Origin of the sequence: Novosphingobium sp. KA1 (genome assembly GCF_017309955.1) — a bacterium.
Classification (GTDB): domain Bacteria; phylum Pseudomonadota; class Alphaproteobacteria; order Sphingomonadales; family Sphingomonadaceae; genus Novosphingobium.
Genome location: NZ_CP021247.1, coordinates 3637221 through 3658485 on the forward strand (window position 1 = coordinate 3637221; position 21265 = coordinate 3658485).

General features: G+C 69.1%; 13 protein-coding genes. 7 read left to right on the top strand and 6 right to left on the bottom strand.

Annotated features, from left to right (window positions below; genetic code table 11):
* Positions 1 to 2: 2 nt before the first annotated feature.
* The 3 genes from CA833_RS17460 to CA833_RS17470 form a co-directional block, all read right to left on the bottom strand.
* A complete protein-coding gene (locus CA833_RS17460) occupies positions 3 to 1331 on the bottom strand; it encodes an efflux RND transporter periplasmic adaptor subunit (RefSeq protein ID WP_142633005.1) in 1329 nt (442 codons plus the stop codon).
* A gap of 2 nt (positions 1332 to 1333) precedes the next feature.
* Positions 1334 to 2842, bottom strand: a complete 1509-nt coding sequence (locus CA833_RS17465; protein ID WP_207080161.1) for an efflux transporter outer membrane subunit — start codon at positions 2840 to 2842, stop codon at positions 1334 to 1336.
* A 212-nt stretch (positions 2843 to 3054) separates the two neighbouring features.
* On the bottom strand, positions 3055 to 4110 hold the full coding sequence (locus CA833_RS17470; RefSeq protein WP_207078770.1) for an NAD(P)-dependent alcohol dehydrogenase: 1056 nt from the start codon (positions 4108 to 4110) through the stop codon (positions 3055 to 3057).
* A 122-nt stretch (positions 4111 to 4232) separates the two neighbouring features.
* Here CA833_RS17470 and CA833_RS17475 point away from each other — a divergent pair, with 122 nt between their 5' ends.
* On the top strand, positions 4233 to 5126 hold the full coding sequence (locus CA833_RS17475; protein ID WP_207078771.1) for a LysR family transcriptional regulator: 894 nt from the start codon (positions 4233 to 4235) through the stop codon (positions 5124 to 5126).
* Between the two features lie 36 nt (positions 5127 to 5162).
* Here the strand turns inward: CA833_RS17475 and CA833_RS17480 are convergent, their stop codons facing one another.
* Positions 5163 to 8474, bottom strand: a complete 3312-nt coding sequence (locus CA833_RS17480) for a CHASE domain-containing protein (RefSeq protein ID WP_207078772.1) — start codon at positions 8472 to 8474, stop codon at positions 5163 to 5165.
* A gap of 158 nt (positions 8475 to 8632) precedes the next feature.
* Here CA833_RS17480 and CA833_RS17485 point away from each other — a divergent pair, with 158 nt between their 5' ends.
* Positions 8633 to 8983 carry an Hpt domain-containing protein gene (locus CA833_RS17485; protein ID WP_207078773.1) on the top strand — a complete coding sequence of 117 codons (351 nt, stop codon included), beginning with the start codon at positions 8633 to 8635 and terminating at the stop codon, positions 8981 to 8983.
* 21 nt (positions 8984 to 9004) lie between these two features.
* On the opposite strand, the gene CA833_RS17490 is transcribed toward CA833_RS17485, so the two are convergent.
* Positions 9005 to 9616, bottom strand: coding sequence for a response regulator transcription factor (locus tag CA833_RS17490; RefSeq protein ID WP_142632995.1), 612 nt, complete (start codon positions 9614 to 9616; stop codon positions 9005 to 9007).
* Positions 9617 to 9790: 174 nt separating this feature from the next.
* Here CA833_RS17490 and CA833_RS17495 point away from each other — a divergent pair, with 174 nt between their 5' ends.
* The 5 genes from CA833_RS17495 (at position 9791) to CA833_RS17515 (ending at position 19606) form a co-directional block, all read left to right on the top strand.
* Positions 9791 to 10777, top strand: coding sequence for a DUF11 domain-containing protein (locus CA833_RS17495; RefSeq protein WP_207078774.1), 987 nt, complete (start codon positions 9791 to 9793; stop codon positions 10775 to 10777).
* Positions 10778 to 10791: 14 nt separating this feature from the next.
* Positions 10792 to 11262, top strand: a complete 471-nt coding sequence (locus CA833_RS17500) for a hypothetical protein (protein WP_207078775.1) — start codon at positions 10792 to 10794, stop codon at positions 11260 to 11262.
* A gap of 80 nt (positions 11263 to 11342) precedes the next feature.
* Positions 11343 to 12389, top strand: coding sequence for a DUF11 domain-containing protein (locus tag CA833_RS17505; RefSeq protein ID WP_142632988.1), 1047 nt, complete (start codon positions 11343 to 11345; stop codon positions 12387 to 12389).
* A gap of 42 nt (positions 12390 to 12431) precedes the next feature.
* Positions 12432 to 17528 (top strand): hypothetical protein, encoded by a 5097-nt coding sequence (locus CA833_RS17510; RefSeq protein ID WP_242526175.1) that lies wholly within the window; start codon positions 12432 to 12434, stop codon positions 17526 to 17528.
* A complete protein-coding gene (locus tag CA833_RS17515; RefSeq protein WP_207078776.1) occupies positions 17525 to 19606 on the top strand; it encodes a DUF11 domain-containing protein in 2082 nt (693 codons plus the stop codon). The genes CA833_RS17510 and CA833_RS17515 overlap by 4 nt, the downstream gene beginning before the upstream one ends.
* A gap of 17 nt (positions 19607 to 19623) precedes the next feature.
* Here CA833_RS17515 and CA833_RS17520 read toward each other — a convergent pair whose 3' ends face one another.
* On the bottom strand, positions 19624 to 21159 hold the full coding sequence (locus CA833_RS17520; protein WP_207078777.1) for a tryptophan halogenase family protein: 1536 nt from the start codon (positions 21157 to 21159) through the stop codon (positions 19624 to 19626).
* Between the last annotated feature and the right edge of the window lie 106 nt (positions 21160 to 21265).

Here is a 21265-nt window from a genome sequence, read left to right on the forward strand (position 1 = left end):
TCTCAGCTGCCGCCCGGCGCGAGTTGCCCGGTGATGACTTCCATGCCCGGCCGGAGCGAGCCGCCGGTCACTTCGGTCTGCTGGCCGTTGCTGGAGCCCATCACGATCTCCACCGCCTGCGGCGTGCCATCGGCGCCCAGCACGTAGATCGTGCGCCGCGAGCCGCGTTCGAGCGTCGCGCTCTTGCTGGCGCCGCCGCCGCCGCGCCGGGGCGGACGGAAACCGATCGCCGAGGTGACGCCGCCCGACTTGCCGCCCGCGCCCGCGCTCTGCGGCGTGAACGAGAGCGCGGCATTGGGGATCAGCAGCACCCCGGTCTTGTCCGAGGTGACGATTTCCGCCGTCGCGGTCATGCCCGGTCGCAGCCGGAAATCGGCATTGGCGACCGAGAGATCGGCGGCATAGGACACCACCTGCCCGCTGGAACTGCTGGTCGTGGCGGTCGAGCTCGACGATGTCGCCGAGGATACCGTGAGGTTCGAGCCGATTTCCACGCGCGTGATCTTCGCCGGGAAGGAATCGCCGGGGAAGGCATCGACCGTGAAGGTCGCCGCCTGCCCTTCCTTCACCGTGCCGACGTCCGCCTCGTCGATCGCCACTTCCAGTTTCATGCTGCTGAGGTCTTCGGCGATCACGAAGAGCGTCGGCGTGTTGAACGAGGAGGCGACCGTCTGGCCGGGATCGACCTCCCGCGCGAGCACCACGCCCGAGACCGGCGAGACGATCAGCGCGCGCGAGCGCTGGGTCTGGCTCTGTGCCAGCGTCGCACGGGCGGCCGCGACATTGGCCTCGGCCGTCTTCACCGCCGCCGCCGCGCGCTGGACGTCGGCGCGGCCCGCCTGCAACTCGGTCTTCGACGGCACCTTGCCGCCCGACAGCCGCGAGACTTCCTCCAGCCGCGCCAGCTGCGCCTGCGATTCCGCCAGGGTCGCCTTGTTCTGCGCCACTTGCGCCAGATTGGCGTTCACTTGCGCGGTGTACTGGCGGATCTGGTCCTCGATCTGCTCGGGATCGATCTCGGCCAGCACCTGCCCTTTCTTAACCCGGTCGTTGACGTCGACCAGCACCTTGACCACGAGGCCGGAAAGCTGCGAGCCGACCGTCACCTGGTTGGTCGGCGCCAGCTTGCCGGTGGCGGAGACCGTCGTCACCAGACGCCCCTTCTCGGCCCGGGTCGTGGCATAGGCCGTCTTCTCGGCGCCCCGAAAACACTGCGAGAGCAGCAAGGCCAGCACGACCAGCACCGCCAGCGCCGTCCAGACCGCCCATTTGCGCTGCCACAGCGCCCGCTTGTCCGCGCCGAGGAATTCGTCGAGGGTTTCGTCGGCCATGCTCAGTCGGTTTCCTGTGCCTTGGTGCCCTGCCGCGCAACGGCCGGACGGCCCGCGAGCGTGGTGTAGTCCTGCCGCGCGTCCCAGCCGCCGCCCAGCGCGTCGTAAAGCGCGACCAGGGCGTTCGCCCGGTCGGCATGGGCCAGCACCAGCCCGTTGCGGGCCGAAACCAGCGCGGCTTCCTGGGTGTTGAGGGTGGTGAAATCGGTAAGGCCCGAGCGGTACTGCATGCGCGCCAGCAGCGCCGAACTGCTGGCCGCATCCAGCGCCTCGGCCAGTTCCTTCTCGCGCGTTTCGGCACTCCGCAGCGCGACCACGGCATTCTCGACATCCTCCAGCGCGGTCAGCACCGAGGACTTGTAGGCCGCGAAGGCGCCCTGCGCCGCCGCCTCGTTCGAACGGACCTGCGCGTTCAGTCGCCCGCCGTTGAAGATCGCCTGGCTGATCCCGCCGAACAGGCCGCCGGTGATCGTGTCGAACAGCCCGCTGAAACTGCGCGCATTGGTGTCGAGGCTACCGGAGATGGTAAGCTGCGGATAGAGCTGCGCCCTGGCCACGCCGATCTGCGCGGTGGTGGCGGCAAGGTTGCGCTCGGCCGCACGCACGTCGGGCCGCTGGCGCAGGACATTGGCGGGAATGCCGACGCCAACCCCGTCCGGCCCCACCATGTCCGGCCCGCGCGGGATCCGCCGAACCGTTTCCAGCAGCGGCTTCACCGCGCCCGGCGCCTGCCCGGTGAGCACGCCGATGCGCGAGACGGCGGCGTTGTATTGCTGCTCCAGCGACGGGATCGCCGCCGCCGCCTGCGCCCGGCTGGAGCGCGCCTGCTGCTCGTCGAGCGAGGAGACCAGCCCTGCCATCACCCGCCAGCGGGCGATCTCGAGGTTCTCGTCCTGGATCGCGAGGCTGGCCCGGGCATTGGCGATCTGCGCCTGATAGCCCCGCGCCAGCACGTAGTTGCGCGCAAGTTCGCTTTCCACCGTCAGCAGCGTGGCCGCATAGTCGAAACCGGCGCCTTCGAACTGCGCCCTGCTCGCCTCCACCGCGCGGCGATTGCCGCCGAACAGGTCAAGCTGGTAACTGGCATCGAGCCCGAGCGTGAAGCTGGTACTGCCGCCGCCTCCGGTGGTGGTGACGGTGCCGTCCGGCAAGGTCAGCGTGGTGCCGCCGCCTTTCAGCGTTTCGGTGCGGTTGACACTGCCCGAGCCCGACAGCGACGGCAGCAGGGCCGCGCGGCTGATGACCAGCGCCTCGCGCGCCTGCCGCAAGCGGGCCTGCGCCTGCGCCAGATCGAGGTTGGCACCGGCAGCCTGCTCCACCAGCTGGGTGAGCACGGGATCGTCGAACTTGCGCCACCAGGCGGTCAGATCCTCACCGCCGGGCGGAGCGGTGACCGACCACTGGTCCGGCACCCCCAGCTGCGCCGCGCTGCTCGGGACATAGTCCGGCCCGGCGGCGCAGCCGGAAAGCAGGCACAAGACCAGAGCCGGGGCCAGCGCTTGGGGCGGGATGAGCGGGCACGCCAGGATACGGACGATTGCGGCTCGCAAGATCACGGAACTCCACCAGTCGCATTGGAGGAGCCCGAAGATGTCCCTGTTTTGCCTTTCAGGTCAAGAGGTAAGAAACCGTATGAACAGGAACCGGGAGGATCCGGCGCCGCTGCGGAAATGGCCGGTGGTACGTCCCACCGGCCATTCCATCTCCGGGCAGTGCGCCCCGATCAGGCAGCAGCGCCTTCCAGCGTGCTCATGTCGATCACGAAGCGGTAGTGCACGTCGGAACGCTCCATGCGTTCGTAGGCATGGTTGATCTCGTCCATGCGGATCATCTCGACTTCGGGAAGGATGTTCTTCTCGGCGCAGAAGTCGAGCATTTCCTGGGTCTCGGCGATGCCGCCGATCAGCGAGCCGGCAATGCGGCGACGGCCGAAGACCAGCGGCGTGGTGATCGGTTCGTCGACCGGACCGATCTGGCCGACCAGCACCAGGCTGCCGTCGACGTCGAGCAGCGGCAGATAGGGGTTGAGGTCGTGCTTGACCGGCACCGTGTCGATGATGAAGTCGAAGCTGCTGGCAGCCGCCTTCATCGCCGTCTCGTCGCTGGAGATCAGCACGCGCGCGGCGCCCAGTTCCAGCGCGTCGGCTTCCTTGCCGGGCGAACGGCTGAACACGGTCACGTCCGCGCCCATCGCCGCGGCGAGCTTCACCGCCATGTGGCCAAGACCGCCAAGGCCGATCACGCCGACGCGGGTGCCTTCGCCCACGTTCCATTCGCGCAGCGGCGAATACGTGGTGATGCCCGCGCAGAGCAGCGGTGCCGCCTTGGCGACGTCAAGGCCCTCGGGCATGCGCAGCACGAATTCCTCGCGCACGACGATGTCGCGGGCATAACCGCCCTGGGTGACGTCACCGGTCACCTTGTCGCGGCCGTTGTAGGTGCCGACCCAGCCGTTGCGGCAGTAATTCTCGTGGTCGTGCTCGCACTGGTCGCAGTGGCCGCAGCTGTCGACGAGGCAGCCGATGGCAACGGTATCGCCCACCGCGTGACGCGAAACCTCGGGGCCGACGGCGGTGACGCGGCCGACGATCTCGTGCCCGGGCACGATCGGATAGACGGTGCCGCCCCAGTCGTTGCGGGCGGTATGGAGGTCCGAGTGGCAGACGCCGCAGTACTGGATCTCGATGGCAACGTCGTTGCCGCGCAGTTCGCGGCGTTCGAAAGCATAGGGCGCAAGCGGGGTCTCGGGAGACTGGGCTGCGTAGCCGATGGTCTTCATCTGAAGAGAGATCCTTGGTCGGGAGGAAGGAATGCCGCGATGCAGCATAGTGCCATATAGGCGCGCGAGCCGCGCACGAAAACCAGAGGAAATTGCAATGCAGTCATGATACAGGCTCATTAATGCAACGCGAACACATGGCCGACCTGATTGCCTTCATCGCCGTCGCCGACGAGGGCAGCTTCACCCGCGCGGCGGCCAAGCTCGATTCCTCGCAATCGGCGCTGAGCCACACGATCCGCCGCCTCGAGGCCCGCCTCGGCGTGCGGCTGCTGGCCCGCACCACCCGCAGCGTGGCGCCCACCGAAGCGGGCGAGCGGCTGCTCGCCAGCCTGCGTCCGGCGATGGAGGAAATCAGCCTCAGCCTCGCCTCGATCAGCGAACTGCGCGAACGTCCGGCGGGCACCATCCGCCTCACCACCACCGAACAGGCCGCGCACGAACTGCTCTGGCCCTCGCTGAAACCCTTTCTCGAGCGCTACCCGGACATCAATGTCGAAGTGAGCGTCGATTCCGGCCTGTCGGACATCGTCGCGGACCGTTTCGACGCGGGCATCCGGCTTGGCGAATCGGTTGCGCGGGACATGATCGCGGTCTGCATCGGCCCCGAAATGCGGCTGGTGCCGGTCGCCTCGCCCGCCTATCTCGCCCGCCAGGGAAGGCCGGAAACCCCGCACGATCTCGCCGCGCACCAGTGCATCAACTTGCGCTTCCGCACGCGCGGCAACCTCTATGCCTGGGAGTTCGAGAAGGATGGCCGCGCGCTCAACGTGCGGGTCGACGGGCAGCTGACGTTCAACTCGATGCCGATGATCCTGCGCGCCGCGCTCGACGGCACCGGCATCGCGATCATGATGGAATCCTATTCGCGCCCTTATGTCGAGCGCGGCGAACTGGTGCCGCTGCTGGAAGACTGGTGCCAGCCCTTCCCCGGCTACCACCTCTATTATCCGAGCCGCCGCCAGTCCTCCGCCGCCTTCCGCCTGCTGGTCGACGCACTGCGCTGGCGCGGCTGATCTCGCAGTGCCCGCCCCGGCCATGATCGCGGTTCATCAATCGGCCTGCCCCGGGTCCGTTTCGCCGCCGCCTTCCGGCTCGCCGGCAAACTCAGCCAGCACGGCGGCCAGCGCTTCCAGTCGCAGCGGCTTGGTGAGATGGGCCTGCATCCCGGCCTCGAGCGCGGCCACGGTATCCTCGGGGAAGGCATTGGCGGAAAGGCCGACGATCGGCAGTTCCTCGGCATCGATACCCGCCCGGCGCAAGGCCCGCGCCGCATCGTGGCCGCCCATGCGCGGCATCTGGATGTCCATCAGCACCATCGCGAAGGGCTCGCCCGCCGCCCGCGCGGCCTTGACGGCGGCAATCGCCTCCTCGCCGTCGCCCGCAAAGACATGCTCGATGCCCAGCCGGTCGAGCATGGCCGCCACGACCATGCGGTTGATATGATTGTCTTCCGCCACCAGCACCCGGCCGGCGAGCGCCAGCGGGCGATCCGGTTCCTCTCCCCAGGCCGCCTCCTCCACCCCTTCCGTGCGCGCCCGCGCGGGCCGCAGCGGCAGGCGCAGCGTGAAGGTGGAGCCGTGCCCGGTCACGCTCTCCACCGCGACGGTGCCGCCCATCAGCGCCGCCAGCCGCGCGCAGATCGCGAGGCCCAGTCCGGTGCCGCCGAACCGCTCATGGATCGAGGCATCGGCCTGGGTGAAGCCGTCGAAGATATGCTGCTGCCGGTCCGCGGCGATGCCGATGCCGGTATCGCTCACTGAGATCGCCAGCCGCGCCGCGCCCTTGCCGCGCTGGACCCGCGCCGCCAGCGTGACCTGCCCCTTGCCGGTGAACTTGACCGCATTGCTGAGCAGGTTGTCGAGGATCTGGCGGATGCGCACCTTGTCGCCGCGGATCCACTGCGGCACCGCCGGATCGAGATCGAGGGCCAGCGCGATGCCGCGTTCCGCCGCCGACTGGCGGAACAGCTCGATCGCCCCGCCAAGCAGGGCATGAACGTCGAAACTGCGCTCGACCAGTTCCATGCGCCCGGCCTCGATTTTCGAAAGGTCGAGGATGTCGTTGAGCAGGCTCATCATGTTGCGGCCGGAATCGAGGATGATCCCGACCTGCCGATGCTGTTCCAGCGGCAGGTCGGCGCCGTGCAGCATTTCCGCGAACCCCAGCACCGCGTTCATCGGCGTGCGGATGTCGTGGCTCATGTTGGCCAGGAACGCGCTCTTGGCATCGGCCGCCGCACGGGCCTCGTCACGCGTGCGCAGGAGTTCGTTGCGCAGTTCCACTTCCTCGGTGCGATCGGCCAGGACGCCGAACAGCCCGCCGGGGCTGCCATCCTCGGCAGGCTCGACATGGGCGACGATCTCGACATGGCGCAGCGCCCCGTCCGCGCGGCGCACGCAGGCGGCAAACCGGCACGGCGCCCCATACTTGCGCGCCGCATCGATGGCCGCCACCACGATCGCCCGGTCCTCCGGCACGTAGAATTCGAGCACTTCGGCAGGGCTCGGCGACGGTCCCGGAGGCAGGCCGTGGATGTGGAACAATTCGTCGGACCAGAGCACCTGCCCGGTCACGAAATCGAGCTGCCAGTGGCCGACATGCATGGTTGCCTCCGCCAGCAGCAAGAGGCGGTTGCTCTCGTTGAGATCCTCCACCGCGAGGCGCCGCTCCTCGGCGACCCGGGCCAGTTCGCCGGTGGCCATGTCCACCTCGCGCGAGATCGTCGCCTCGCGCCGCACGAAGTGGCTGAGCAGGAGCCCCAGCAGCACCGTGACCAGCCCGCCGCCCAGCAGCACGCTGAGCGGCTCGTTCGACATCGCCCGCGTCTCGAAAGGCTCCAGGCTGGCCCAGCGCAAGGTCCATTGCCGCCCGGAGACGGTGACGCGGGCCGTGCGCCGGAACAGCGGATCGGCGGCATCCTCGGTCCCCGCGCCGGTGGCGTAGATGCGGCGCGCCGGATCGGTGGTGTCGCCTTCGAAGACCTCCAGCGTGAAGTCCTGCCCCTGCCCGGTGGTCAGTCCGGCAAAGATGTGGTCGATCTCGATCGGCGCATAGGCCCAGCGGAAGCCCGGCACTTTCTCGTCATGGCCGTGCGGCCGCGCGCCGAGCGGCAGCAGCAGCAGGTAGCCGGGGCTGGGCCGATCCTTCTGCAGCAGGCCGATCTGCGGCGTCAGCACCGTCTGGCCGATCCGGCGCGCGCGCGCCATCGCCGCGCGGCGGTTCGGATCGAACCCCAGGTCCAGCCCGTAGATGCGCTTGTTGCGCTCGAACGGCGCGACGAGCGTGACCACGTAATGCCAGTCGCGCCCGGTCAAGGGATGGACATCGAGCGGGGGATCGCCCGCGCGCTCCATCTCGCGCACCAGCCGGTCGAGGTCGGACGAGGACATCGCCTCGATCGTGCCGATGCCGAGGAGCCCGGGCAGGTGCTGTTCCAGTCCGGTCGCGCCGACATAGGCCTCCCAGCGCCGCTCGGTCATCGCCGGGTCCACCGCCAGCAGGCCCGCCGCGGCGCCAAGCGCCTGCGAATAGATCTCGAACCGGCGGTCGAGCGCCCGCTCGGTCTCGGTGGTGATGGCAAAGAAGCTGGCCTGGGCGCGCCCGTACTGCTGCTCCACGCTGTGCTTCCACAGGACGAAGGTCGCCCCGGTGGCCAGCGCCAGGCAGATCGCCACCAGCGCCGTGACCCCGCGCAGCACCCGCCCGCGCCAGCGCAGCGGCACCGGCGAGATCGGCGAGAACAGCAGGGTCGGCAGCACTGCCGAGATGCCCAGCACGTCACCGCCGTACCAGGTGTACCAGTTGCGCAGCGCCAGCGTCAGGTCGATGCCCGTGCCAAGAGCCAGCATCACCGTGCCGACGGAGGCGGAAATCAGGCAGGGCGCCAGCAGCACGGCCCCCAGGAACGCGGCAAGACGGCGCGGGGTCCCGAGGTCGATGCCCGAGACGAACCAGCGCCGCGCGGCGCTGGCCGCAACAACCGCCTGCAGGCTCGCCCCGGCGCCGAACACGGTGCCGTTGAGCAGCGCATGGCCGATCGAGATCTCGCCCGCCGAACCGCCAAGGGCATGGTAGACGTTGATCGCGAAGGAGCCCAGCCAGACCGCCGGCCAGTGTCGCCGCCCCCAGCCCAGCAGTCCCGCGAGCGCAAGCCCCGAAGCGGGCCAGACGACCGTCGCGTAGCCGGGGGGGATCGCCAGATCGAGGCCGATCGCCCCGCCCAGCGCATATACCGCCGCCAGGACCGCGACACGCCCCAGCCAGATCGACCATGACTCGCGGCGGGAGGTCTGGCCAGCGGAATCGATTTCGGCATCGGGCGTACGGCGCCGTTTCAGCAGGGGCCAGGCAAGGGATGTCATCCCGCCATCCCTATCGTGGTCCCCGCCGGTGCCGCACGCGCAAAGCGAAGGTTGCCCTCCGGTTTTCCCCGAGTAACATGCCCGCGACCGTCGACAGGCCGCTTCCGCACGCCATGGTGCGTGCCTTGCTGCCCTGTCCCCCCTGCCGGAGTTCGCACATGAAGGAGACCGCCGCCCCCCCGCTTGTTGACGAAGAGGAACTCGCGCGTTCCTTCGAGGCTCTGGGCGAAGCGCGGATGGTGCCGATTCTCCGGGCTTTCGGGGCCTGTGCGATGGATGAGGCTCGCGTCATCGCCGCCGCGCTGACCGGCGGCGACGAAGACCACGCCCGCCGCCTGGCCCACGGCTTCAAGGGCGCCGCCGGCAACATGTCGGCAACCCGGCTGGCCCGCGCCGCCGAGGGGATCGAGAAGGCCGCGTCCCCGATCCCGGCAGAGGCCGTGCTGCCGCCCCTGCTGGACGCCGCCCGCCAGACCGCCGAGTGGATCGCCCACCGCTTCCCCGATTAGCCTCACGGCAACCGGCGGCGCCTAGGCCGCCGCCTCGTCGAGCCCCTGCCGCAGCGCCAGCAGCGCCTGCGAGCGGTTGTGTACGCCGATCGCCCGGTAGATCGCCGAAAGATGCGACTTGATGGTCGGCTCGGTAAGGCCGAGGCTGTAGGCGATCAGCTTGTTCGACTTGCCCTGCGCCAGTTCCGCCATGACCCGCATCTGCGCGGGCGAGAGCTTGTCGGCCAGCGAATCGGCAGGCTCCTCGCGCAGCGGGAACCAGGTACCGCCTTCGAGGATGACGGCGATCGCCGACTTCATCTCGGCCAGCGGCGCCGTCTTGTTGAGGAAGCCGCGCGCGCCCAGCATGGCCGCACGGGCCGGAAGGTCGGCCGCGGCATTGCCGCTCACCACCAGCACCGGCAGCTTGGGCGCGGCGGCCTGCACCGCGACGAGGTTGGCCAGCCCCTGGCTGTCCTTCAGCGCGAGGTCGAGCAGCAGCGCGTCGAACGGCCCTTGCGCGATCAGATCCCGCACCCCGGAAAGCGTGTCGGTGGTCGAAACGAGGATCCCCTCATCAACCGCGTTAACCGCCGAAGTTAACGCCGAGACGCAGATCGGATGGTCATCGGCAATAATCAGACGTCGAATCACGTGTTCCCCCCTATCCCCACCAATGGCGCAAGTGCCCGCATATCCGCGAGAATCCGCCAGAAAAACAAATCCCACATCCCAAAGTATGATCCAATTTCTCCCGTTTGCATACCTTGGGATGAACTCAAATCAGGGTAAACTGTTCGCTAACCAGACCGGTTCACCAACCGGGACATGACCTACGCGCAAACCCGTATCGCAACCCGCCTTGCCGCCACGGCCGCCGTGCTGGCCGCGCCTGCACTATGCCCGCAGGCGCAGGCCGCCAGCGTCGCGGCGGGCACCCTGATCGAGAACACCGCCTCGGCCAGCTTCTCGGCCGGCGGGACGACCCGGACGGTGGATTCGAACACGGTCACCGTGAAGGTCGACGAACTGCTCGATGTGGCGCTGGCCTCCCGGGACAGCGCGCCGGTCTCGATCGCCGGTGGCAGCGCGGTGCTGGCCTACCAGCTCACCAACACCGGCAATGGCCCCGAGGCCTTCCACCTTACCGCCAATCCGGCCGTTTCCGGCAACCCGTTCACCGCCGCGGTCACCGCCATCGCCTGGGACAGCAACGGCAACGGCGTTTACGACGCGGGCGTCGATACCGTGCTGGCGTCCGGCGCGGCGACACCCTCGATCGATCAGGACAAGTCGCTCACCGTCTTTGTCGTCGTCACCGGGCCCGGCGGCATGACCGATGCCGAGACCAGCAAGGTCAACCTCGCCGCCCGCGCCGTCACCGGCAGCGGCACGCCGGGCACGGCTTATGCGGGCAAGGGTCAGGGCGGCGGCGATGCGGTGGTCGGCGCTTCGGGCGCCGATGCCGATGCCGACGGATCGCTGGTCGCCTCCGTCGCCACCGTGGCGCTGGTGAAGTCCGCCGCCATCGCCGACCCCTTCGGCGGCAGCCAGCCGGTCCCCGGCGCCAGCGTGACCTACACGCTGGTCGCCACCATCGGCGGCAGCGGTTCGATCGGCGACCTGCGCCTTACCGACGTGATCCCGGCCGGCACCAGCTACACCGCCGGCACGCTCAAGCTCGATGCCGCCGCGCTTACCGATGCGGCCGACGGCGACGCCGGCAAGGCCTCGGCCAGCGGCATCGACGTGCTGGTCGGCACCGCCGCCGCCGGCTCCACCCATACCGTCACTTTCAACGTCACCATCCAGTAAGGGTCACCCAAGCGATGAACCGCCACCTGCCCGCCTCGCTCTCTGCTCTTGCTTTCGGCCTTGCGCTGTCCGGCGCCGCATCGGCGGCCGAGCCTGTCTCGCTCAAGGGCGACGTCCAGGTGGAAAGGACCGTAACCGCAAACGGCACCGGCAAGACCGTGCTCGCCGCGCCGACCACCGTCGTGCCCGGGGACCGCCTGCTCTTCACCACGCGCTACAGCAACGACGGCGACAAGCCGGTCGACAATTTCGTGGTCACCAATCCGCTGCCCGCGCCGGTGCGCCTTGCGGCGGAGGAAGCCGGCTGCGAGGTCTCGGTCGACGGCGGCAGGACTTTCGGAAAGCTCGCCGCGCTGACGGTTGCCGATGCTGCGGGAATGCGCCGCCCCGCGCAGCTTGAGGACGTCACGCATATCCGCTGGACGCTGGCGCATCTCGCGCCCCGCGGCTCCGGCGCGCTGGAGTATCACGCCGTGGTCCGCTGACTCCGCTGACCCGGCACAATTCCGCCACGGGTCGCGGGCGGTAACAGGCGCGGTCCAAGATACCTGAAGGAACTTCGTTCATGACACGCACCAGCACGCTGCTGGGTGCGGCGAGCTCGCTTGCGCTCGTCGCGCTCGGCTCCAGCCCCGCCTTCGCAACAGGCACCACGGCCGGCGCCACCATCCAGAACACCGTGACGGTGGGCTATCAGGTCGGCGGGGTCGCGCAGACCGCAAAGACCGCGTCCGACACTTTCACGGTCGACCGCAAGGTCAACGTCTCGGTCACCGAAGTCGGCAGCGCGGCGACCGTCGTCTCGCCCGGCCAGGTCCAGGCGGTGAGCACCTTCAAGGTCACCAACCTGTCGAACGACACGCTCGACTTCGCGCTGACCGCGGCCCAGCTTTCGGGCGGCAGCGCGGCCTGGGGCGGCAGCGACAATTTCGACGGCGCCAACGTCAAGATCTACCTCGACAACGGCGACGGCGTGTTCACCTCGGCCGACACCCAGGTCACCTACCTCGACGAACTGGCGGCGGACGCGGCCAGGACCGTCTTCGTGGTGATGGACATCCCCTCCACCCAGGTCACCGGCGACATCGCCTCGGTGGTGCTGACCGCCACCGCCAAGGCGGGCGGCACCTCGGGCTCGCAAGGCGCGGCACTGACGACCAGCTCGACCAACACCAGCGGTGTCGACACCGTGCTGGCGGACGGCGCGGGTGCCAGCGATGCGGCCAACGACGGCGCCTTCTCGGCCAAGGACGATTTCAAGGTCAGCGCCGCCGCGCTCTCCGTGCTCAAGACCAGCCGCGTGGTCAGCGATCCGGTCAGCGGGACGAGCAATCCCAAGGCCATTCCGGGCGCCACCATCGAATATTGCATCTCCGTCGCCAATGCGACCGGCAGCGCCGTCGCCACCAATATCGCGGTGAACGACCCCCTGCCCGCGAACGTGACCTATGTCGCCAGTTCGATCCTGCTCAACGGCACGGTCACCGGCAGCACCTGCAACGCCGACGGCACCTCGGGCGGCACCTTCGCCAGCAACACGGTGACCGGCACGCTGGCGGACATCGCGGCGGGCGTCACCCGTACGCTGGTGTTCCGGGCCACGATCAACTGACGGCGACCGGATCACGGACAGGCAGGACGGGCGGGCAGCCGGGTGCGATACGGAACGATCTTCAGGCGGGCAGCAGCGTCCTTCGCGGCGCTGCTCTCGCTTGCCCTCGTCCAGCCCGCGCCGCCCGTCCGCGCCGCCACCGTCTCCAACATCGCGGCGGCCTACTGGACCCAGGACGGACAGGAGCGCGTCGGCCAGTCCAATGCGGTCACGTTCGACGTCGTGCCCAGCGCGGCAACCATCCAGACCTATCGCTCGGTCTCCTCCTCCCCGCTTTCCACCCCGCTCGCCGCCTCGACCTGCGACGGCGCGGCGCTGTCGCCAGGCTCTGCCGGGACAAGCGGCGCCGCTACGCTCACCGCCATCGCCAGCGCCCGATCGTTCCACATCGGCGAGGACATGGTGATCCGCATCGAGGCGCCCAGCGCCAATCGCGATGCCGCCGCCGTCGATGCCATCGTGGTGGCGCTCACCACCTCGCAAGGCGACCAGGAAGAGATCACCATCTTCGAGACCGGCACGGATACCGGCATCTTCGCAGGCTCGATCCCGACCAGCGCGATCCCGCCCGCGCCCAGGGCCAGCGACTGCAAGCTCAGCGTCGCCAATGACGACACGATCCTGATCGCCTACCGTTCGCCCGCCACCCACCAGACCATCGCCAGCACCGAAGTCTCGGTCCTCGCCGACCCTTACGGCATGGTGTTCGACAGCCAGAACGGCACCGCCCTGTCCGGTGCGACGATCACCCTCGTCGATGCCGATACCGGCCAGCCCGCAAGGGTCTATGCCGACGACGGCGTCACCGCCTGGCCCTCCACGGTGGTCTCCGGCGAGCCGGTGACGGACGGCGCGGGCAACAGCTATGCGATGCCCGCGGGCGAGTACCGCTTTCCGCTGGCCCCGCTCGGCCGCTACCGGCTGAAGATCACCCCGCCGGACGGCTACCATGCGCCCTCCGCCGTCGCCCGCGCGGTGCTGGGCGCCTATGTCCGCCCGGACGGCGAGACGATGGTGATCGAGGATGCCTCGTTCGGCGGCGTGGTCACGCTCGACACCCCCGCCCCGGTGCGTATCGACATTCCCGTGGACCGCGCCGAAAGCGCCGTTTCGCTCACCAAGACCGCGTCGCGCGCCAGTGCCAGCCCGGGCGACGTGGTGTTCTACACCGTCACCGTGCGCAATCCGGATGCCAGCCGCGCCAAGTCCGGCGTGGTGCTGGCCGACACGCCTTCCGCCTCCCTGCGGCTGCGCAAGTCCTCGATCCGCGTCGACGGCACAAAGCCGGAGGACGGTGCGGTCACCATCGCCGATGACGGCAGCCGCCTCACCATCAACCTGGCCGCGATCCCCGCCGGGGGCACCCGCACGGTCGTCTACGCGATGAGCGTGCGCGGCGATGCACCGGCCGGACAGGCGGTGAACCTCGCCCAGACCACCGACCTGCTCGGCGACGTCGAAAAGGCCAGCGCCGTGGTGAAGATCGAGAAGGACACCATCGCCGCGCGCATGACCGTGATCGGCCGCGTCAGCGCCGGGGACTGCACCGTGACCTCCGGCCGGCAGGGCATTGCGGGCGTGCGGGTGATGCTGGAGGACGGCAGCTTTGCCGTGACCGACGCCGATGGCCGCTTCCACTTCGAGGGTCTCGTGCCCGGCACCCATGTCGTGCAGGCGGAGCCCGATACCCTGCCCGCAGGTGGCCGTTTCGTCGATTGCCGAAGCTCGGTCCGCAATGCGGGCAAGGCAAACTCGCTGTTTGCCATCGGTCAGGGTGGCAGCCTCGTCACCGCCGATTTCCACGCCGTGGTGCCCGCCAATGCCCTGCGCGCGGCGGTCGATCTCAAGGCGCCGGTACCGACCCAGCCCGCTCCAGAGGGTGCCCCGGTGCTCGACGATGCCAGGGCGGCAGGCGCGGGCGCCGACTGGCTGGCGATGGGCGACGGCCCGATCGACTTCCTGTTCCCCGCGCCCGACCACAACCCGCGCGCACCGGCCATTCGCGTGGTGATCCGCCACAAGAGCGGCCAGAAGGTGGACCTCACCGCCGGTGGCAAGCCGGTCCCGGCGCTCAGTTTCGACGGCGTCAAGACCTCCGCCGATGGCCGCTATGCCGTCAGCATCTGGCGCGGCGTGCCGCTGGACGGGGAGGTCACGCATCTGGCCGCCACCGTGCGCAATGCCGATGGCTCGGTGGCCACGGAGCTTGCCCGCGACGTGCATTTTGCCGCCGCACCCGCCCATGCGCAGATCCTGCGCGAGCGGTCCCACCTGGTCGCCGATGGCCACTCGCGCCCGGTGATCGCGCTGCGCCTGACCGACCGCAAGGGCAACCCGGTGCGCGCGGGCGTTTCCGGCGCGCTCTCGATCAACGCGCCCTACGAAAGCGCCGCCGCCATCGCGCGGATGCAGCAGCGCCAGCTCAGCGGGTCCGGCAGCACGTCCCCCACCTGGACGGTCGCGGGCGATCAGGGCCTTGCCATGGTCGAACTCGCGCCCACCATGGTCTCCGGCCCGCTGCACCTGACCTTCACGTTCGCGGACGGCGAAGTGACAAGCACGCAGGACCTTGAAGGCTGGGTTGTTCCCGGCGACCAGAAATGGACACTGGTGGGCCTTGCCGAAGGCGCCGTGGGTTCGCAGTCCATCGCCGACGCCATGCAGCACAGCGGCACGTCAGGCAGCGACCTTGGCAGGCACGCGCGCACCGCGTTCTATGCCAAGGGCCGCGTGCTCGGCAGCTTGCTTATCACCGCCGCCTACGACAGCGCCAAACAGCGCGACGATCAGGTGCTGCTGGGCACCATCGATCCCAAGGCCTACTACACCGTCTTCGCCGACGGCTCGACCCGCCGCTTCGACGCCGCCAGCCGCGACAAGCTCTACGTGCGCATCGAAAGCCGCGCGTTCTATGCGATCTACGGCGATATCGACACGGGCTTCGACCAGACCCAGCTGGCCCGCTACGTCCGCACCGCCACCGGCGCCAAGGCGGAAGGGCGGCGGGGCGCGTTCCATGCTCAGGGCTTTGCAGCGAAGATCGAGACCAGCCACCGCCATGACGAAATCCAGGGCGCGGGCATTTCCGGCCCCTACAGCCTCTCGTCGAAGGCCATCGTCGCCAGCAGCGAGACGGTGACGCTGGTGGTACGCGACCGCTTTCGCTCCGAACGGGTGGTGGAGAGCACGCCGCTGACGCGCTACCTCGACTACGACGTGGACCTGCTCACCGGCACGATCACGTTCAAGGAACCCGTGCTCAGCCGCGATTCCGAGCTCAACCCGCGCTTCATCGTCATCGACTACGAAGTGGACAGCAATCTCGACCATGGCCAGTGGAACGCGGGCCTGCGCGGCGACGTGATGCTGGCGGACGGCGCCTTGCGCCTCGGCGCCTCGGCCATCTCCGACCGCGACGGCGATACGCATACGCAGATCGGCGCTCTCGATGCCCGCCTGCAGCTGGGCGCCCGCTCGCAGCTGCGCGCGGAACTCGGCGCCAGCCGCGCGAACGCCCGGACCTCGCAGGCCTGGCTGGTCGAAGTGGAGCACCACAGCGGCAAGCTGGACATGCTGGCCTATGCCCGCGCGGTCGATGCCGGCTATGGCACCAACCAGCAGGCCCTTGCCGAGCGCGGCCGCCGCAAGTTCGGGATCGACAGCCGCTACACGCTTGGCCAAGGGCTCAGCCTCACCGCCAGCCTCTGGCACGACGAGAGCCTGACCGACGACGCACGCCGCGACGCCGTGAAGACACAAGTGAACTGGCGGAACGGCCAGACCGACCTGCGCGCGGGCGTGACGGCGCTTGCCGATCATCTCGCGGATGGCAGCACCGGCAATTCCGCCGTGCTGGAATTCGGCGCGACCCGCCGCCTCATGGGCAACCGGCTGGAACTCTCCGCCGATTCCAGCCTGCCGCTGGCCCGCACGGACTCGGTGGACCTGCCCACCCGGCACCGGCTCGGCCTGCGCTACGCGGTGACGCAGGACATCCGCGCCGCCGCCAGCTACGAGATCGCACGGGGCAATGCCATCGACGCGCGCACGCTGAAGGGCAGGATCGAGACCGCCGCATGGAGCAATGCGCGCCTCTCGGGCGGCATGGGTTTTCAGGACATCGGCGAATCCGGCCAGCGCGCTTACGCGGCTTATGGCCTAGCCCAGAGCCTGCCGGTGACCCAAAACCTGACGCTGGACGCCACTGTCGACGGCAACCGGACGGTGGGCGGCGTATCGGCCAGCAAGATCGTCAACGAGGCCCAGCCGGTCACCAGCGGCGGCCAGATCAGTACCTCCGACGCCCTGCTGTTCGAGGATTTCACTGCCCTCACCTTCGGCGCGGCCTGGCGGCATGAGCGCTGGTCGGTCACGGCCCGCGCCGAATGGCGCGGCGGCGAAGTGACCGACCGCAAGGGCCTGACCTTCGGCGCGATCCGGCAACTGGGCGAAGGCAGCGTGGTCGGCTCCGGCATGACCTGGACCCATGCGAAAGCGCAGGACGGCACCGTGAGCGAAGTGACCGACGCCGCCCTCTCGCTTGCCCACCGTCCGGCGGAATCGCCCTTCGCCGCGCTCGCCAAGCTGGAATACCGCAGCGACCGAACGGTCGTGGGCACCGGCGGCAACGCCGATGCGGCGGGCAACAGCGCGCTTTCCGCCAGCGACAATGCGACCGCGCGCCGCCTGCTCGCCAGCCTCTCCACCAACTGGTCGCCGCTCGGTTCGGTTAACGCAAATTTGGTTAATGGCACTGTAGGGAAAAGCATGGTCCGCCGCATGGAACTGGGCCTGTTCGTGGGGGGGCGCTACAGCTTTGACCGGTATGCAGGTTTCGATCTGGCGGGCTTCACCGCCGTCGCCGGGCTCGATCTGGGCATCGGCATCGGCGAACGGGTCTCGCTCGGCGGCAGCGCCACGGTGCGCCGCGCCTTCACCGAACACACCACCCGCTTCGCCATCGGCCCGCAGATCTGCCTGGTGCCCGCGCGGGACATGCTCGTGACCATCGGCTACAACCTGACCGGCTTCCGCGACCGCGACTATTCGGCGGCGCGCAGCACCGGCAAGGGCCTGTTCGCCGTCCTGCGCGCCAAGTTCGACAAGGACAGCCTCGGCTTTTTGGGGCTGAGCCGATGACGGCGCGTCTTATCGCCCTCTTCACCGCATTGGCTGCGCTGCTGGCCGCCACCACCGCACAGGCGCAGAGCGCGACCGCTACATGGTCGAGCCTTGGCCTGTCCAATGGCGGATCGGTCGGCACATCGGCGTCGATCACCGCCAGCGACGGCACCACCGTCAGCACCGGTTGGAGCATCACGACCGGCGGCGCGGGCACTTTCGCCGTCGCCGCGGGCTACAACGGCCATGTGGTCTACAACACCAGTTCGATCGGCGGCGTCAGTCCGGCCTTGCTGCTGGACTTCGATGCATCGCGCTTCGATGCGAACAACCGGATCACCATCGACATCACCCTGGGCCGCAGCGTGACCGGCCTCGCCTTCACGCTGGCCGACGTGGACCGCGAGACGGGCAACGGCAACACCTACAACCGCGACGCCGTTGCCGTCTATTACGACACCGGCAATGGCACCTTCGTGAGCGCGGCAGGCACTTCCTACGGGACGGCCGGAAGCGCCGTCAGCACCGACACCAGCGGGTGGAACGGCACCGCCCAGTCAGCCACGACCTCGCCCAGCGGCAACATCGCCTTCGACTTCGGCTCGCAGGCGGTGAAGCGCATCCGCATCGTCTACAGCAGCGCCACCGTGTCCGGCACCGCCAACCCCAACCCGCAGTCCATCGCGCTGTCCGGCCTCGCTTTCGATGCCAAAGGCGCCGACCTTTCACTGGCGAATGCATGGCTCACCAGCAGCCCGACGGCGGGCAGCCTGGCGACCTTCCGGCTGACGGTGAGCAACGCCGCCACCTCCACCGACACCGCCACCAGCGTGACCGTCACCGACACGCTGCCGGACGGCTTCACTTACGTCTCCGCGAACGGCACCGGCAGCTTCAATGCCGCGACCGGGGTGTGGACGGTGGGATCGCTCGCGCCCGGTGCCAGCGTCACCATCGACATCACCGGCACCGTCAATGCCAGCGCCGGTGCCACGCTCACCAACACGGCGCAGATCACCGCCAGCGACCAGAGCGACCCGGACTCCACCCCCGGCAACGGCGCGACCGGCGAGGACGACTATGCCAGCGCCGCGCTGACCGTCACCGGCAGCCGCGTGGCGGGCACGCCGCCTGCGCTCACCTGCGCGGCGGGAACCGTGGTGTTCGACTGGAGCAACCGCGCCTGGACCACCGGCAGCACCGCCAATTCCTATGCCCTCGACACGCTCGGCACGATCAGCTTCGCGCTCGCCAATCAGGGCACCTGGCTCAGCAGTTCGACGTATGGCGGCCAGTCGCCGGTGCGCCAGAACGTCGTCAACGGCGGCCTCAGCGACTATGCGCTGTTCGAGATGGTCAACATGCCCAGCGTCAGCGCCGAGGCGACAACCACGATCACCCTGCCCACCGCCCTGCCCGGCGCGCAGTTCAGGATCTTCGACGTCGATTACTATTCCGGCCAGTTCGCCGACAGGGTCACCGTGGAGGGCCGCTACAACGGGACCACCGTCACCCCCACGCTGACCAACGGCGTGACCAACTACGTGATCGGCAATAGCGCCTATGGCGACGGCCTGAGCGACGACGGCAGCAGCGACGGCAACATCACCGTCACCTTTGCGCAGCCGGTCGACACCATCGTCATCCACTACGGCAACCACGCCCTCGCCCCCGGCGACCCCGGCCAGCAGGCCATCGCGCTGCACGACCTCACCTTCTGCCGCCCCAGCACGACACTGGCCGTCACCAAGACCAGCTGGGTCCTCAGCGATCCGGTGAGCGGCACCGGCAATCCCAAGGCGATCCCCGGCGCGACGGTGCGCTATTGCATCCTTGTCGCCAATACCGGCAGCAGCGCCGCCACGAGCGTCACCGCCACCGACCCGATCCCCGCCGCGCTCACCTACGTCGCGGGCAGCATCGCATCGGGCAGCGACTGCGCCGGCGCCGCCACGCCGGAGGACGACAATGCCGCCGGCAGCGACGAAAGCGATCCCTACGGCGGGTCCTATGCCTCGGGTATCGTCCAGGCGAGCGCACCGACGCTGGCGGCGGGCGCCAGCTTCGCGATCCGCTTCGATGCGACGGTGAACTGACCGGCCTTCACGCCCCGTCAGGTTCGGGCCACCGATGTTTCCGGCGTGCAGTTGCGTTCGACGTAGTGGGCATGGGTCGGCATCGCATGGGCCGTGCGCACCACGGCGTCGCGGCGGGCCTTCATGCCCATCGCCACCTTGCCCGGATCGATCCGCGCCGCGATCGGATCGACCCGGCGCGGCACGATGCCGTTGCCGAGCAGGATCGCCACCCAGTCCGCCTCCTGAAAGCACTCCTGCGCCTCGGTGGTGACCCGCGCCGCCGCCTTCCAGACCTCCAGCCGGTGCACCAGCGTGTCGGGCAGGTCCATGTTCCGGCAATAGTGCCAGAGCGGTTCCGGGCGGCGGCTGGGGAAATAGTGCAGGGTCAGGAAATCCCGGATCCGCTCGTACTCGCCGAGCGTGAGCCGGTTGAACTCCGCCGCAATCGCCGGAGCGAAGTCGACGTCGGGAAAGAACTCGACAAAACGCAGCACCATGGACTGGAGGAGATGCAGCGCGGTCGCCGCCAGCGGCTCCATGAACCCGGCGGCCTGCCCCAGCGCCAGGCAATTGCGGTTCCAGAACTTGCGCCGGTGGCCGCTGGTGAACCGCAGCAGGCGCGGCTGGGCAAGGGGTTCGCCGGTCATCGCCGCGAGCAGCTCCGCACGGGCCCGGTCGTCATCGCTGAACCGGCTCGAATAGAAATAGCCCCAGTCGTCGCGGTGCTGGAGCGCCGCCTGCCCCAGCCAGCCCGCCTCCCGCGCGAGGGACACCGCATGGGGCGGCAGCGCGCCCGACCGCTTGCCCGGCGCCAGCACGGCGCTGTCGCAGGGCAGCCAGTGCGACCAGTCCTCGTAGCCGGTCTGGAGCACTTGCTCGATCAGCAGCCCCTCGAAGCCGGTGCAATCGATGAAGAATTCGCCGTCGACCACACGGCCGTCGGCCAGCGTGACGGCGGCAATGTGGCCTTCGGCGCCCTCCAGCGCAGCGTCGACGACCCGTCCGTCGATCCGTTCCACCCCGCAGCGTTCTGCATAGGCGCGCAGGAAACGGACATGCTGCGCGGCATCGAAATGGTAGCCATGGCGAAAGCGGGCACCGTCCCCCGCCGGAACCGCAAAACGGCCGCGGCTGGCGGCAGCATAGGCCAGCGACCAGTCGTCGATCGGCGCGGTGTCGCCACCGGCGCGCAGGCGCAGCCAGAAGTGGTGGGGGGCGATGCCGTCGATCGCCTCGCCATAGTCGCCGTACCCATGGAAATGGACGTTGCCCGCCTCGCGCCAGTCGCGAAATTCGGTGCCGAGCCGGAAGGTGCCGCTGCTCTGGGCAAGGAAGCGGTTCTCCTCGATGCCCAGCGCGGCGTTGAACTTGCGCATGAGCGGTGTCGCCGAACCATCGAGAAGATTGGCGGGGAGGTCGGCCAGGAGGTCGGCTCTGCCGCCATCCTCGCTTTCGATCACCGTGATCCGCAAGGGACCGGGGCGGAACTTGCGCGCGATCATGCTCGCCGCCGTCCATCCGGCCATGCCGCCGCCCACGATCACCAGCGAGCGCAGAGCCCCCTCATCCATGCCGCCTTTCAACCCCGCCCCCGTTCCAGTCCGCCAAGCCGCCCTTGTGGCATGCCTAAACCATTCAGGCGACTATGGAAAATTCCTGAGGCCCAGGCACAAGGAA

Coding starts and splice junctions, on each gene's coding strand:
- CA833_RS17495 (WP_207078774.1), top strand. CDS start 9,791: ATGACCTACGCGCAAACCCGTATCGCAACCCGCCTTGCCGCCACGGCC.
- CA833_RS17520 (WP_207078777.1), bottom strand. CDS start 21,159: ATGGATGAGGGGGCTCTGCGCTCGCTGGTGATCGTGGGCGGCGGCATG.
- CA833_RS17505 (WP_142632988.1), top strand. CDS start 11,343: ATGACACGCACCAGCACGCTGCTGGGTGCGGCGAGCTCGCTTGCGCTC.
- CA833_RS17475 (WP_207078771.1), top strand. CDS start 4,233: ATGCAACGCGAACACATGGCCGACCTGATTGCCTTCATCGCCGTCGCC.
- CA833_RS17515 (WP_207078776.1), top strand. CDS start 17,525: ATGACGGCGCGTCTTATCGCCCTCTTCACCGCATTGGCTGCGCTGCTG.
- CA833_RS17500 (WP_207078775.1), top strand. CDS start 10,792: ATGAACCGCCACCTGCCCGCCTCGCTCTCTGCTCTTGCTTTCGGCCTT.
- CA833_RS17460 (WP_142633005.1), bottom strand. CDS start 1,331: ATGGCCGACGAAACCCTCGACGAATTCCTCGGCGCGGACAAGCGGGCG.
- CA833_RS17470 (WP_207078770.1), bottom strand. CDS start 4,110: ATGAAGACCATCGGCTACGCAGCCCAGTCTCCCGAGACCCCGCTTGCG.
- CA833_RS17480 (WP_207078772.1), bottom strand. CDS start 8,474: ATGACATCCCTTGCCTGGCCCCTGCTGAAACGGCGCCGTACGCCCGAT.
- CA833_RS17485 (WP_207078773.1), top strand. CDS start 8,633: ATGAAGGAGACCGCCGCCCCCCCGCTTGTTGACGAAGAGGAACTCGCG.